The organism is Pseudomonas sp. GNP014, from assembly GCF_054344005.1.
Genome location: NZ_JBTGUS010000001.1, coordinates 3,583,189 through 3,598,141, shown reverse-complemented (window position 1 = coordinate 3,598,141; position 14,953 = coordinate 3,583,189). Strand labels below are relative to the sequence as shown.

At 62.6% G+C, this 14,953-nt stretch carries 12 protein-coding genes and 1 pseudogene; all 13 read left to right on the top strand.

Annotation, left to right across the window (positions count from 1 at the left end; translation table 11 throughout):
* Nucleotides 1–5 precede the first annotated feature (5 nt).
* Nucleotides 6–1,031, top strand: a complete 1,026-nt coding sequence (locus tag ACXX9E_RS16175; RefSeq protein WP_128613588.1) for a polysaccharide biosynthesis/export family protein — start codon at nt 6–8, stop codon at nt 1,029–1,031.
* 17 nt (nt 1,032–1,048) lie between these two features.
* Nucleotides 1,049–2,640: pseudogene (locus tag ACXX9E_RS16170) on the top strand (GumC family protein).
* Nucleotides 2,637–3,728 carry a glycosyltransferase family 4 protein gene (locus ACXX9E_RS16165; protein WP_123467504.1) on the top strand — a complete coding sequence of 364 codons (1,092 nt, stop codon included), beginning with the start codon at nt 2,637–2,639 and terminating at the stop codon, nt 3,726–3,728. Before ACXX9E_RS16170 ends, ACXX9E_RS16165 begins: the two are co-directional and overlap by 4 nt.
* On the top strand, nt 3,725–5,092 hold the full coding sequence (locus ACXX9E_RS16160) for an O-antigen ligase family protein (RefSeq protein ID WP_458555702.1): 1,368 nt from the start codon (nt 3,725–3,727) through the stop codon (nt 5,090–5,092). Before ACXX9E_RS16165 ends, ACXX9E_RS16160 begins: the two co-directional genes overlap by 4 nt.
* Nucleotides 5,089–6,057: a glycosyltransferase family 2 protein gene (locus tag ACXX9E_RS16155; protein ID WP_267795569.1), complete on the top strand. Its 969-nt coding sequence runs from the start codon at nt 5,089–5,091 to the stop codon at nt 6,055–6,057. Before ACXX9E_RS16160 ends, ACXX9E_RS16155 begins: the two co-directional genes overlap by 4 nt.
* Complete coding sequence (locus ACXX9E_RS16150) at nt 6,050–7,186, top strand: glycosyltransferase (protein ID WP_123467498.1); 1,137 nt, start codon at nt 6,050–6,052, stop codon at nt 7,184–7,186. The genes ACXX9E_RS16155 and ACXX9E_RS16150 overlap by 8 nt, the downstream gene beginning before the upstream one ends.
* Nucleotides 7,187–7,199: 13 nt before the next feature.
* Nucleotides 7,200–8,201, top strand: coding sequence for a polysaccharide deacetylase family protein (locus ACXX9E_RS16145; RefSeq protein ID WP_123467496.1), 1,002 nt, complete (start codon nt 7,200–7,202; stop codon nt 8,199–8,201).
* Entirely contained in the window at nt 8,198–9,505 is a 1,308-nt protein-coding gene (locus tag ACXX9E_RS16140) for a lipopolysaccharide biosynthesis protein (protein WP_123467494.1), read from the top strand. The genes ACXX9E_RS16145 and ACXX9E_RS16140 overlap by 4 nt, the downstream gene beginning before the upstream one ends.
* Nucleotides 9,502–11,424: a hypothetical protein gene (locus tag ACXX9E_RS16135; RefSeq protein WP_458555701.1), complete on the top strand. Its 1,923-nt coding sequence runs from the start codon at nt 9,502–9,504 to the stop codon at nt 11,422–11,424. Before ACXX9E_RS16140 ends, ACXX9E_RS16135 begins: the two co-directional genes overlap by 4 nt.
* 68 nt (nt 11,425–11,492) lie before the next feature.
* Nucleotides 11,493–12,182, top strand: coding sequence for a GNAT family N-acetyltransferase (locus ACXX9E_RS16130; RefSeq protein ID WP_267795642.1), 690 nt, complete (start codon nt 11,493–11,495; stop codon nt 12,180–12,182).
* A 4-nt stretch (nt 12,183–12,186) separates the two neighbouring features.
* A complete protein-coding gene (locus tag ACXX9E_RS16125) occupies nt 12,187–13,371 on the top strand; it encodes a GNAT family N-acetyltransferase (protein WP_458555700.1) in 1,185 nt (394 codons plus the stop codon).
* The gene (locus ACXX9E_RS16120) at nt 13,343–14,134 is read left to right on the top strand and encodes a ChbG/HpnK family deacetylase (RefSeq protein WP_458555699.1); all 792 of its coding nucleotides are present in this window, start codon (nt 13,343–13,345) and stop codon (nt 14,132–14,134) included. The genes ACXX9E_RS16125 and ACXX9E_RS16120 overlap by 29 nt, the downstream gene beginning before the upstream one ends.
* 114 nt (nt 14,135–14,248) lie before the next feature.
* Nucleotides 14,249–14,941 carry a GNAT family N-acetyltransferase gene (locus ACXX9E_RS16115; protein WP_123467486.1) on the top strand — a complete coding sequence of 231 codons (693 nt, stop codon included), beginning with the start codon at nt 14,249–14,251 and terminating at the stop codon, nt 14,939–14,941.
* The last annotated feature ends 12 nt before the right edge of the window (nt 14,942–14,953 follow it).

Here is a 14,953-nt window from a genome sequence, read left to right as displayed (position 1 = left end):
ACGCCATGAACGCCAAGATACTTGTTCTGCTGATGCTGCCGCTTGCAGGCTGCTCAAGCACCTCCGAAACCCAGAACATGCCGGTGAATATCCTCACCGCGACGCCGGCCAACGCCCAGGCCACCGACATGCCGAAGGTCGAGCAGACCCTGCGCCCGCAGGATGTGCTGGACGTGATCTTCCACATCAGCACCAGCGGCTCGGATGCCTACCGCGTGCAGTCAGGTGATCAGATCGGCCTGAACTTCACCGCAGCGAGCCAGCTCAACGGCAACCAACTGGTGCTGCCCGACGGCACCATCAACCTGCCGGGGGCCAACACCTCGGTGAAAATCGCCGGGCTGACCAGCGATGAGGCCCGTGAAGAAATTCAGCGTGCCTATCAGCGCAAACAGTTGTTTCAGCCCAACCGCAATCAATTGACCGTGCAGATCATCAGTCCGTTGACCAACGAGCAGAACCTGAAAAGCGCGCTGAACCACCCGGCCACCGGCATGAGCCGTGAGATCACCGTGGGCACCGACGGCTACGCGAGCTTCCCGGAAATCGGCGCCGTGCCGCTGCAAGGCATGACCGTCAATCAACTGGAAACCTTCCTCAACCAGAAGTACGCGCAATTGCCCGGACGGATGAGCGTCGATGTGCTGCTCAAGTCCACCGCCGGCAATGAAATCTACGTGCTCGGCGAAGTCGGCCAGCCGGGGTCCTACCCGATCCGCCGTCCGGTGTCGGTGCTTGAGGCGCTGACCCTGGCCCGGGGCACCAACGTCAAGGCCCGTCTGGATTCGGTGGTGATCATGCGCCGCAACGGCAACCAGGTGCAGGCCGTGCACTACGACGTGGAAAAAGCCCTGTCGGGCGACGCGTCGCAGATCGCCTACCTGCAACCGGACGACATGCTGTTCGTACCAAAAACCAAACTGGCGAGTGCCGGCGATCTCGCCCGGCAACTGGCCGATGTGGTGTTGTTCCAGGGCGTGGGTTTCAGCTTCGGCTACCGCGTCGACAACAAAAGCAGCAGCAGTAACTGACTCTCAGGTGAACGATCATGAATCCAAAGGAAAACTACCTGCATGAGTTCTTCAGGATCTTCTTCGCCAACAAGCAACTGGTGAAACGGGTCTTCCTGATCTTTGCAGTCATCGCGTTGTTACTGCCGCTGGTGCTCAAACAGAGCTTCGATATCACCGCCCAGGTGATCGTGCAGTCGAAAAAACTCTCCCAGGGTGACGCCACCACGTCACTCACCGTGGATAACGCCACCTTCATTCCGCCGTCACTGGCGGACATGGAAACCGAGAGCAACATTCTGCGGTCACCGGCGCTGATTCGTCAGACCATCAGCGAACTGCGCGACAAGGGCGAATACACGCCACCGGTCGGCATGTTCGCCAGACTGGTCGTGGAACCGTTCAAACGCTATGTCACCTCGCCGCTGCGCCAGTACCTGATTAATCCGCTGCGCAACATGCTCGGCCTGGAAACCGATCCGGTGCGTGACACCGCGCTCGACGCATTGACCCAGCAAGCCATCGACAGCCTGAAAATCGAGACCCTGCCCGGCTCCAATGTGATCTCGATCGTCTACAGCTTCCGGATCCGCATCAGGGCACGACGTTTGTCAGCGCCCTGCTGCAGAACTATCTGGTCAGCCGTCAGGCCCTGCAGTCGATCGACTTGCCGCAGTCTTTCTACGAGTCGAAGAAGCATCTCTATCAAGTGCGCCTCGATGGTCTGGAAGGTAACCGCCAGGCCTTGCTGGAAAGCGTCGGCTCGTCGGATCCGAAGGAAGAAATCACCTTCCGCCTGAACGCGATCAACACCGAGGAGCAAGCGCTGAACCTGTATCAGGATCGTCTGTTGCAGAGCCAGCGCTGGCTCGAATACCTGAAAACCGCGCTGGCCGCCGCGAGCAATAACAAGCTCAATGACTACACGTTTCCCTACACCTTCACCACTACGGTGGACAACGTGGCGTTCGAGGATCGCGAGATCAAGCAAATGGGTGAGCAACTGACCACCCAGGTCAGCCGCTACATGAACGATCTGGCAGTGTTCCAGCCCGGCAGCGAACCCATGCTGTTGACCCGCGAGCAAATCGCCCGCACCCGTCAGCAATTTCTCAAAGTGGTGAGCAACCGCATTCAGGAACGCACCAACGACCTGGCTGTGGTGCAACAGGTGATCAATCAGAAAACCGCACGCATTGCCGAGTTCAAGAACCGCATCCACACCTTGCAGCAGACCCAAAGCAAGTTGCGGCAGATGGACACGGAAATCGACGCGCTGCACACGGCGTTCTCGACCTACGCGCAACGCTTCGCCGAAAGCAGTACCGCCGGCTCGCTCAACGATGACCTGTCGAACGCCAAGGTGCTCAGCCCGCCGTTCGAACCGACGGAGCCGGCATTTCCGAAACCGTTCCTGATCATTCCATTCGGCCTGCTCACCGGTTTGCTGCTGGCGATTGCCCTGGTCTACGTGCGTGAGTTCTTCGATCATCGCTTCAAACATCCGGCGCAAATCAGCCACGAGCTGGGCCTGCCAGTGTTGCTGGTGATCAACGACGAGAACGCACTGCCGAGCAATCCGCACAAGAACTGGACGGTGCCTAGCTTCGTGCACTGGGTGCGCAATTGAACACCGCGTCCGCCCCGAACCCCGCGCTGCCGATCATTCATTTGCTCAGCAGCGGCGGTTTCTATGGCGCCGAGCGGATGTTGCTGGATCATTGCCTGGCGACGCCGGGACAGCATCAGGTGCTGTTTCTCGACGCGCCAGCGGAACTGATCGCGCGCTTCCGTGAGGCCGGGGTGGACTGTCGCGGGTGTGCCGGCCTGGGCGAATTGCTCAAGCACTTGCGGCAGCGGCGCAGCGAACAGCCGCTGATCAACACGCACAATTTCAAGGGCCTGCTATTCGGCTGGGTCGGGGCGACGCTGTTGCGCCTGCCGCTGGTGATTACCCAGCACGGCTTCACCCCGCGCAGTCGCAAGCAGAAGTTCTACACCTGGCTGAGCCTGCAACTGTGCCGCACCGCGTCGGTGGATCGGGTGGTCTGCGTGGCGGAAAGCATCGCCGCGCTGCACCGTCAGGCCAGTGTCCGGGCGGAGAAGTTGCAGGTGATTCCCAACGGTTTGCCCGCCGCCGCGGCGCTGGTTCCGGACGGCGACCGGCAGCGTTGGCTGAGCGGTTACGTCGGACGTTTGAGCAGTGAAAAAGGCCCGGATCTGTTTCTCGATGTGCTGATCCCGCTGTGTCACCAGCATCCGCAACTGGATGCGGTGATGCTCGGCGATGGCCCGGAACGCGAGGCGTTGCAGGCACGGATCGACAACGCCGGTCTGCAGCAACGGATACGTCTGCCGGGGTATCAGACCCACATGCAACCGTGGTGGCGACAGCTCGATGCGCTGGTGATCAGCTCGCGCACCGAGGGCACGCCGATGATTTTGCTGGAGGCGATGCAGGCTGGCGTGCCGGTGGTGGCGTTCGCGGTGGGCGGGATTCCCGATGTGCTCGAACATCGGCATAACGGCCTGCTCGCCTCCCCCGTCGACACCGCCGCCCTCGCCCGTCAGCTCGACACCCTGCTGAGCGAGCCGAAACTGGCGCGCCAGTTGCGCGACAACGCAAAACGTACGCAACAGGATCGCTACGACCTCAAGGCCCTGGCCGAACGCTGGTCGCAGCTGTACATCCGCACGGCACGGGAGGCACGCGCATGATTTTCCCGCTCTCGATCGTCACTCTGCTTGGCCTGGTGTGCATCGGTTTGCTCGCCAGCCCTTATCCGTTTCTGGCACCCGGCGCCGTCATTGGTCTGGTGGGTTTTTCGGTGTTGTACCGCAAGCCGACCTGGGGCCTGCTGGGGATTGCCGCGCTGGTGCCGTTCGAAGGGTTCTTCAAGGACAGCGCGTTCTCCGGGAGCAAACTGCTCGGCGCCTCGCTGGCGGTGATCCTGATGCTGCAACTGGCCCTGCATCAGATTCCCGGTGAGCGCCTGCGCAGCAACCTTTGGCGTTTTTTGCTGTGGTTTCTGGTCCTGTATTTCCTCAGCCTGCTCAATACCGATGACCTGGGCATGTCGCTGGGGCACCTGCGCGAGTTGAGCGTCGGGCTGATCCTGTTTGTCATCACCTTGCTGATTGGTCGCGAACTGAACCTCGACCTGTTTGCCAGACTGGTAACCCTGAGCGTCAGCGCCACCTGCGCCATGGCCATGTTCTCGGCCAAATTTCAGGACCAGGGTCGTGCGGCCGGGCTGCTCGAAGACCCCAACGCCTTCGCCCTGCTGATCGCCTTCGCCATTCCGTTGGCGCTGCTGTTGGTGATTCGCGGCCCCAACCTGCTGCACCGGTTGTTCTGGGGCGCCTGCTGCCTGTTGCTGCTCGGCGGCATGACCAAGACCGAGTCGCGCTCCGGGTTGGTGGTGGTGGCGCTGAGTCTGTTGATCGGCTGCTGGCACTACCGCGCCCAACTGACCCGGATCCGCCCACGGCACCTGGGTTTCGCCATGCTCGGCGCAGCCATCGTGATTCCGCTGGCGATCTACGCGATGCCCGCCGGATACGTCGCACGCATTCAGTCGCTGAGTATTCTCAGCGCCGGCTCCAAAGCACAGGATGAATCCCTCGGCCGTCGCGCCTCGTACATCGTGGTCGGCAGCCAGATGATCCGCGAAAACCCGCTGCTCGGCTCCGGCCCCGGCACTTTCCCGCTGCACTATGCAACCACCGGTTACGCCAAGGCGTTTTCCGCCAACCGCAAGATCGGCGACCTCTATCGCCGTGCCCACAACACCTACCTGGAAATCTTCAGTGAACTGGGGATTCCCGCCGGGCTGCTGTTCGTCGGCATGCTTGGCCTGGGCCTGTACAACCTGATCCGCGCACGCGCCGCGTGGCTGCTGCGCCGTGACGGGCAACAGGCAGACCTGATGACCCACCTGGGCGTGAGCTTTCTGTCGCTGACCCTGTTCCTGATGTTCCTCAGCGCGCCGAACCAGAAATACGTGTGGATCATGCTCGCGCTGACCAGCGTGCTGCGCCTGAAAGCCGAACAAGCCCCCCTGACCGAGGCCCGCGCATGAGCCGGATCAGCATCATTATCCCGATGTACAACGAGGCCCGGCACATCGGGCGCACGCTGCTGGCTGCACAAAAAGCCGCGCATGCGGCCAATGTGGAGTGTGAGTTGATTGTGGTCGACAACGGATCGAGCGACGACGGCCCGCACATCGCCCGCCAGTTCGGCGCGCAGGTGCTGGTGCTGCCGGGCCTGCTGATCGGCGCCCTGCGTAATCGCGGCGTGCTGCTGGCGAGCGGCGAGTGGCTCGCGTTCATCGACGCCGATGTCGAGATGCCCGAAGACTGGCTCAAGCCATTGTTCGAGCTGCAAGCCGAGGGACAGGCCGACGTGTTCGGTCTCGACCTGCACACCCCCGCCGCCGCGCCGTGGTACGCCGCCGCCTGGCAACGGCGCACACTGCGCCCGTCGACTCAGGCGTCGCACCCGGTGGAGTGGCTGCCCAGTTCCAACCTGCTGATGCGCCGCAGCTGTTTCGACAAGGTTGGCGGGTTCAACGAGCACCTGCGCACCGGCGAAGACAAGGAGTTCACCCTGCGCCTGCACAAACAAGGTGCGCGGCTGCTGTCGGTGAACAGCAGCGTGGCCCTGCACTGGGGCTACGAGATGAACTGGCGTGAATGGATGGGCAAGGAAATGTGGCGTCAGGGCAGCCATCTGCAACTGCTGCGCACCCATGGTTTCAGCCTGCGCCTGCTGCGTTTTCCGCTGCTGTCGCTGGCGGTGTGGATTCTGGATTTCCTCGCGATCTCGGCTCTGCTCGACGGTTTTCCGCATCACGCGGCGATCATGGTGCTGTTGACCCTGTTGCCCGGACTGGTCCTGAGCATTCGTCAGAGTGCACGCCATCACGACCTCGGACTGACCCTGCAACTGTGGGGCCTGCACTGGGTGCGCCTGCACCTCGCCGGGGCGGCGTTCATTCTCAATCTGTGTCATTGGAACGCCAGGAGGCCTGCCCGTGGCTGAATTCATTTTCTGGCTGTGCCTGTTGCTGCCGGTGTATGCCTACGTGGGTTACCCGTTGCTGCTGACACTTCTGTCGCCGCTGTTTCCGGCATGGCGTCACGCCCCGGCACCGCCGCTGAACGTGAGCATCGTGATCGCCGCACACAACGAGGCGCGGCATATCGAGCACAAGCTGCGCACGTTGCTGGCGCAGGATTATCAACCGGCCAGCTTGCAGATCATTCTCGCCAGCGACGGCTCCAGCGACGACACCGTGGCCTGCGCGCGCAAGGTGGTTGATGCGCGCATCAGCGTGCTCGACCTGCCGCGTCAGGGCAAAGCGGCAACGCTGAACGCCGGAGTGGCCCTGACCACCGGCGACATTCTGGTGTTCACCGATGCCGACAACCAGTGGTCGCGGGAAACCCTCGGCCACTTGCTCGCGCCGTTGAGCGATCCCGCTGTCGGTGCCTGCGCCGGGCACATGGTGATCCCGGTGACCGGCGGCGGCCTCAGCGTCGGCGACAGCCTGTATCGGCACTACGAGGGCTGGTTGCGCCGGATGGAGAACCGCACCGGCTGCATGGTCTCCGCCGATGGCGCTCTGCTCGCCCTGCGCCGCGAGCTGTTCCAGAACGTACCGGCGGAGGTCAACGACGATTTTTTCATCAGTACCTGCGCACCGGTCGCTTTCAAACGCATTGTGTACGTCCCCGAGGCGCAAGTGATCGACCACGGCGTCGACGAAGCGGACAAACAGTTCCGCCGTCGTCAACGCGTGACTGTCGGTGGCTTGCAAAGCCTGGCCCAGCGCAGTGAGCTGCTCAACCCCCTCAAACATGGCCTGTATTCGGTCGCACTGATCAGCCACAAACTGATCCGCCGCCTGGCGCCGATCCTCCTGCTGCCGTTGCTGCTGAGCAACTTCTGGCTGTGGGACGACCACGGTTTCTATCGCCTGGCCCTGATCGCCCAGCTGTTCGGCTATGGCGTGGCGATCGCCGGTTTACTCGACTCGCAACACCGCTTGCCGAAACCGTTTCGTCTGGCCGCGTTTCTGCTGGTCACGCTCGCCGGGATGAGCCTCGGCCTGTGGCAGTTCCTGCGCGGCCAGCGGTATGCCCAGTGGAATCCTGAACAGAACCGTTAAGAGGACCGAAGCCATGGCGATCAAACAACTGATAAAACGCACCAGTGGCTGGCTCTATCTCAACTCTTCCGTGGGCCGCAACCAGTTGCACGGTGCCGGGGTGATTCTGATGCTGCACCGGGTGCTGGCCAACGACCGCGCCGCCAACCTGCCGCACCGCAATGAACTGTGCGTCGGGCCCAAGGCCTTCGAGCACTTGCTGGTGTGGCTGCGTCGCCACTTCGACTGCGTGCCGCTGATGGAAATCCTCCAGCCCAACTCGCTGCGCACCGAGCGCCCGCGGGTGGCGCTGACGTTCGATGACGGCTGGCGCGACAACGCGGTCAACGCCTGGCCGCTGCTGCAGAAATATCAGATACCGGCGAGTATTTTCCTCTCCACCGATTTCATCGGCAGCCGTCAGCGCTTCTGGTGGGAGGCCCTCGGCGAAACCCTGTGGGGCAGCCACGGCGAGAAGCCGCGAATGCATTTGATCGAATGCCTGCAAGCGTGCGGTCATCCGCTGCCGGTGCTGCTCGACGACATCGACGTCGACCGGCGCAGTCTGGCGCTGCTGCATTACCTGCAAGGGCTCAAGGGCCTGGAGCCGCGCGAACTGGAACGCCTGACCGATGAATGTCCGCAAGAGTCGCAGCCGCAAGCGCTGGACTGGCATCAGGTGCGGGCGCTGGAGGCGTCCGGGCTGGTGCGTTTCGGCCCGCACGGTGCCAGTCACGCGATCCTCACCGGTCTGGATGATGTGCGCCTGAGCGAGGAAATCAGCCGCAGCCGCGATGCCCTGAACAATGGCTGCAACCGGCCGTTGCCGGTGTATTGCTACCCCAACGGTGACAACGACCAACGCGTGCGCGAACAGCTTGCCCGCCACGATTATCCGTTCGCCCTGGGCACCGCCACCGGCATCTATCGCGGCGAAGGCGATCCGCTGAACCTGCCGCGTTTCGGCGTCAGTCAGCGCACTGCACGCAATCCGGAACTGCTGTCGTGGCGAATCTTTCGCGGGGCACGGCCATGAGTCGAGGCCACTACCTCAAGCATCTGGCGCTGAGCATGGGCACCAAACTGGCGATGATCGCCCTGCGCTTGCTGCGCAACGTGCTGCTGGCGCGGATCCTCGGGCCAAGTGAGCGCGGGCTGTTTGCCCTGCTCAGCACCTTGCCGGACCTGATCAGTGCGGCCACCAGTGGCGGGCTGAACTCGGCGGTCGGCTATCAGGCCGCCAAGCAACGGCCGATGGGCCTGCTGCTCAGTCAGGTGTTGGTGTTCGGCTGTTTGCTGGCCGGGCTGTTGACCTTGCTGGTGGTGGCGCTGGTACGTGAATTCGGCAGTGAACTGGATGTCACCGTGCAACTCGGTCTGCTCGCCTGGCTGTTGCTGCTGGCGGTGCCGCTGACGGTATTGAAAAGCGGTCTGCTGACCTTGCACAACGCCTCGGGCGGGGTGGTGGCGTTCAACGCCTTGCGCCTGGTCGAGTCACTGGCGCCGCTGCTGCTGTTTCTCGCCCTGTTCTGGATGTGGAAAAGTGCCGCCCTCGAGGCGGCGCTGATCAGTTGGCTGGCCGGCATCAGCCTGGTCGTGCTCGCCGGCTGGGTCTGGCTCAAACGTGCGCAACCGTTGCAGCTGCAGTGGGATCGCGCCAGCCAGAACGAACTGCTGCGCTACAGCGCCCGCAGCCATCCGGACCTGCTGTTCCAGCAAGTGATCCTGCGCTCGGACTATCTGTTTATCGGCGCCTTGCTCGGCAGTACCGCGCTGGGCCATTACGCAATGGCCAGCGCCGCCGCCGAACTGCTGCTGATCGTTCCGGAGGCGGTGACCACGCCCTTGATGAAACGCCTGCTGCAACAGGACGAAGGCATGGACAAGGTCACGCCACTGGCCCTGCGCCTGACCGCCACGGTGATGCTCGGCGCTTGCCTGAGCATGGCGGTGATTGGCCAATGGCTGATCGTCACGCTGTTCGGGGTCGCTTACCAACCGGCGTACCCGGCGTTGCTCGCGTTGCTGCCGGGGCTGCTGGGCCTGTGCTACGCAAGCATTCTGCGCCTCGATCTGCTGGGCAAAAACCGCCCCGGTACGGTGTCGTTGTTGATGGGCCTGGGCGCCCTGCTCAATCTGGCGCTGAACCTGGTGCTGATTCCGGCCTACGGCATCGTCGGCGCGGCGGCGGCTTCGTCGATTGCCTATCTGGCCGTGACCGTGGCGATGCTGGTGTTGTACTGCCGCTTGAGCGGCGTGCCGTTCTGGCAAACCCTGATCATTCTGCCCCGCGACGTCACACCGATGTGGCTGATGCTGCAACGGCGGAAAACCGCATGAAAGGCCTGGCCCTGCTGCTCGGTCTCGGCCTGTCGCTGGACGCCTTTGCCGCGTCCATGCGTTGGGGCGAGATCCGTGACGGCAGTCTGTATCTGCAAGCGGATCGCCCGGATACGGTGACGGTGCGCTGGACGCCGGCGTGGCAGGCCGAGGCCAATGAAGAGCATTTGTATCTGCTCGATGGCCAGGGCAGGTTGCAGGACGACCGGTTCATTCAGGCCAGTGAAACCCGTGGCAGCCAGAGTTGGCCGCTGTTGCCCGGCGCGGCCAGTTATCGACTGGAGATTCCCGGCTACAGTTTCCGCCATTATCGCGTTGAGCATGACGAGCGCACCGTCGCGTTGTTCGCCCCGGCCAAGGTGCATTTCAGTGCCGAAACGCAAAACGGCGATGAATTGTATTTCAAGGTCGCCGCCGGCGAACACGCCGTGCTGGCCGGCAAGTTTCATGGCGGTGTCAGCGCGTTGCAGGCGCAACGGGTCGGCGATGATCAAGCGCTGACGCTCGCGCTGAAACCCTATCGCGCCTACTGGCAATTCGATCAGGTCGCACTGCCGGTCAGCGAGCGCGAGCAAGTCTGGCGCCTGCGCCTGCAAGGCAGCGGCAAGGCGGCGTTCTGGCTCGATGGCACGGCCAATCTGTTTGCGCAGAACCCGCAGCAACTCAAACCCTTGCGCGAAGACGCCGGCCAGATCCATCTGGTCGTGCATGACAAAGTCCTGGGGCGCACGCCGGATCTGGGCATCGCTCTGCCCTACGTGATGCCGCCAGCGGCCAGTCATGCCGCGCTCGATGCGCTGAAACCGACAGCGGCGAGTTACTACAGCTTTGTTGATGTGACGGCGAAGAATCCGCATTTCGAAGATGCGTTCCGTCAGGTGTATCAGGCGCGTTTCGGCATCAAGCAGGACATCACGCTGCTCGCTGGCAGCCAACGGCAGGCCGATCTGCGCGCCGATGTGCAAAGCAACGGCGGCCTCGCGGCATGGCTCGCCGGCACCCGTGCGCTGGGCGGCCAAGGCACGCACTACATCGGCTTTGCCGACGAGCCGAACCTCAACTATTCCAGCTATGCGCAATATCAGGCGATCTTCACCAGCATGGCCCGGCAGGTGCGCAGCGATCCGGCCAATGCCAGGGCCGGTGTGCGCATTGCCATGCCGGCCAGTTCGCGGCTGGTCAACGGGCCGTTCGCCGAGAACGCGGCAGACAAGCGCGGCATCGACTGGGCGCGGCGTCTGCTCAGTGAATCAGGTGATCAGGTCGATGCACTGGCGTGGCACGAATGGATGATCCGCGACCTGCTCGCCACTCGCGTCTACCGCGACAGCGTGCGGCGCGCCGCCGAACTGGTTGGCCTCGACAGCAAGGGGCAGCCGCGTAAAGCCTTGCTGCTCGACCAGACCAATCTGTCCAGCGGTTCCAGCCTCAGCCCCTACGATCAGGAAACCCACTACACCTCGCTGTGGTGGGCGTCGGTGGTGATCAACGCTTCGCAGGATGGCTTGCTGAGTATGCTCAACTGGTTCCAGGCCGCCGATGAGCCGCAATACCCCAAAGGCATGCTGCGCGTCTCGGACGATGAACGCCGCTTCGAGCTGAAACCGGTGGGGCTGGCCCAGCAGTTCATTGCGCAGCACTGGCTGCATCAGGTGCTGTGGCTGGAGAACGATGGATTTGAGGTGGATGTACTGGCGATGGCAGGCGACGAGCAGCGTGGTTTGCTCGGCGTGAATAAAGGCACACGCCTGCAGCGCATTGATCTGAGCGGGGCGAAATGCCCGTTGAACAATGGCGCCTTGCGCTACTTCGGCGCCGACAATCGCAGTCGCGACGCGCCGTTTGCCTGCCAGGACGGACGCGTGCGTTTCGAGCTTCCGGGGCAGACCCTCTTCTCCCTTAGCTGGAGCGCGTCATGAACCGTCCGTTGATGTTCAGCTGCGCAGGCCTGTGGCCGCGCGATGCCTCGTCATCCGGAGTGAACACCATGAACATGCTCAACAAACTGACTGAACACCTGCGGCAGAAAGGACTTACTGCCACCGTCAAGAAAGCGTGGAAACACTACATTTTTTCCCATCAGGAACTGCTATGGATGGAACGCGATCTGGTCAGCCCGGTGCCGCCGCACAGCCTCAAACCCTACCCGCCGCTGCGGGTGGTGAAGATCACGGCGGACAACGCCAGTGCCTTTGCGCGCTATTTCGGCGACCGCGTCGCCACCATGGCCGAGCTGGCCAACGAAGGTCACACCGGGCATATGCACCTCGACGATCAGGGCGACGCGGTAGCGTTTATCTGGGGCAGCGCGCGGGACTATTTCGACCGGCACTATTACGGCTGCATGTTCCCGGTGAAACCCGGCGAATTCTTCGAGTTCGGCGGTGAACTGACCCGCGCCTACTGGGGCACCGAGCTGTCGGTAGATCTGCAACTGGAGTTGTGGAAAGCCATGGCCGCACAAGGTTGCGACAAGGTTGTCGACGTCTGCGAATTCCACAACATCCCGGCGCTCAAGCTGCACTTGCGTATGGGCTACACCGAGCAAAACCGCATCATGAATGTGTACACCCTGTTCGGTCGCTGGCACTTCTACCGCGAAACCCGCTACAGCGGCTCGCGTCTGGATGCGCTGCGCAAACCGTCCCGTCCACCCGTAACAGCCACGGCGGCCTGAGCCTATGGTGACGCGATTCGAATGGCGCACCTCGCTGTGCGCCGCCGACTTCCCGGCAATAGCGTATGAAGCGCTGTGCCTGCGGGTGACGGATCACACGCCGTTCAACCACCTCGGTTGGTTGTGCGCGGCCGAGCAGGCCCTTGGCGAGGGTGAGCGTTTGCACATTCTGCTGGGGTGGGAAGCGGACGAATTGCGTCTGTGCCTGCCATTGGTGGCGAGTCGCGAGCGTTTCGCCGGCGTGCCGTTCCGGGTCGTGCATCACTTGGGGTATCCACTGGCCGATCGCTTGGCGCTGTTGTCTTTGCTCGGCTGTGAGGACATGCGCAAAGCGTTGCTATTGATTCGCCAACGGGTGCCGCACGCGTTGCTGCAACTCAATGAATTGTCCGAACCTGCGGGTGAGGAAAGCGCGCTGACCGAATGGATGGCGCGCAGCTCGACCGCTGAACGGCGCCTGAGTTGTCGGGTGCCGGTGCATCTGATCAGCGCGGCCGATCATCAGGAAGTGTCTGGCGACCCGCGCTACAAACTGCGTCGGGCACGCAAGCGGATTGCCGCGTGCGGTGCCGAGGTGCGGCGCATCGTGCCCGATGCGATGAGCATGGGCCCACTGCTGCAGGTCATCAGCGACGTCGAAGCGGTGAGCTGGAAAGGTGACGAAGGCGTGGGGATTTTCGCCAGCGAACGTAGCCGTCAACTGATCGAACGCGCCTTCACCGCCCTCGCCGGCCAAGGCCTGGTGCGGGTGGTGACACTGGAGTTGAACGGCCGCTGCATCAGCTACCGGCTCGGCCTGCTCGAACAGGGTCGGCTCTACGATTACAACCTCGCCTTCCTGCCGCAATACGCCGACCTGGGCAGCGGCCGGGTGTTGCTGGAGGAATGGATTCGCTGGGGGCTGGACGACAACTGGCGCTGGATCGACGCCTCGCGGGTCAGCCTGGAAAACTCCAGCCATCAACTGCACGAACGCATGACCGGGCAACTGGAGCATTGGCGCTGGAGTTTCTACTCATGGCGCCCGAGTGGTCTGATGCTCGGCCTCGGCCTGCGCCTGTGGCATCGACTCAAACCGACGCTGCAACAGTGGCGCGCCAAACGCGCAGATAAACCTGCACCTGTCGTCAAACCTGTCGCAATCACCACGGAGGGCGAACATGCCTCGCCAAGTCATAGTCAACGCTGACGATTTCGGCCTCAGCCCGAACGAAAACGCGGTGATCTTCGCCGCGTTTCAGTCAGGGCTCATCAGTTCTGCCACGGCGATGGCCAACATGCCGGCGTTCGAAGCGGCGTGTGCCATGGCGCGGCATGCAACCCTGCAAGGGCGGGTCGGGCTGCACTTCAACCTGACTTATGGACGACCGCTGAGCCAGGCGATTCTGACACGCCGCACCTTCTGCGATGACTTCGGCGTGTTCGACCTCAGCCTGCCGCGCCACAGTTTCTGGCTGGGCCGCGAGGATCGCGAGGCAGTGCGTGAAGAATTGCAGGCGCAGTGGCAGCGCTGTATCGAGCACGGTGTAAGGCCAAGCCATATCGACTCGCACCAGCACGTGCACAACATCTGGCCGATCGGCGAGATCGTCGCACGGTTTGCCGCGCATCAAGGTGTACCGATTCGGCTGGCGCGCAACCTGGGACAGAACCTCAATCTGCCCAAGCGTGTATTCAAGGGATTGCTCAATTGGCGTTTGCAGAGTCTGGCCGGTGTCACCGCCGATTACGTGTGCACGCCGATCGACCTGCGCAACGACAACGCGCCGACCGACGGCGTGCTGGAAATCGTTGCGCATCCGACGCAACTCGGCGCCGACTTTGGCGATGCCTATCTCCACCCCGACGAGTCTTTGAGCTGTGTTCTAGAGCAGCGGCTGATGGGCGTTCCTCGGGTTTCCTATACCGATCTGAACAAGGATTTTCTACGCGGGGCGACGGCACTCGATTGAGCTACACAAGTTGAAATACTTTCCAAAGTGGCCCTTTGAAATTAACTGGCCAGCGTGATCTATACCCACAACAGCACCATCCACCACACCCGGGCTACGGCCACGGAGGGCATCATGAGCGTGATCGAAAAACTACAAGAACGCATCCGACAAAAGGGCCTCGGCCGCACGTTCGGCACGTTGTGGAAACGCTACGTGTTCTTCCATTGGGAACTGTTGTGGATGGAGCGTGATCTGGTCAGCCCAGTACCGCCACACAAGCTGCGGCCTTACGACGGACTGCGCAGAGTCGACATCACGCCGGAAAACGCCATCGCCTTCGCCAAACATTTTGGGGACCGCGTGGGCACCATGGCGGAGCTCGCCGCCGAGGGGCACACCGGGCACATGTACCTCGATGCTGACGGCCACGCCGTCGCTTTTATTTGGGGCAGCATTCGCGACTATCACGACCGTCACTATTACGGCTGCACCTTCCCGGTGAAGCCGGGTGAATTCTTCGAGTTTGGCGGTGAAATGACCCGCGCCTATTTCGGCAGCAGCCTGTCGGTGGACGTGCAAGTGGCGCTGTGGCAAGCGATGGCGGCGCAGGGTTGCGACAAGGTGGTGGACGTGTGCGAGACGCACAATATTCCGGCGCTGAAGCTGCATATCCGCATGGGATACCACGAGCAGGGGCGGGTCACGCACGTTTACGGCCTGTTCGGCCGCTGGAGGTTTTTCCGTGAAACGCGGTATGAGGGATCACGGCTGGAACCGCTGCGCAAACCGGGACGGCCGGTGGTGAGCTCGGCGGCGCAGGCTTGATTCAATCTGAGG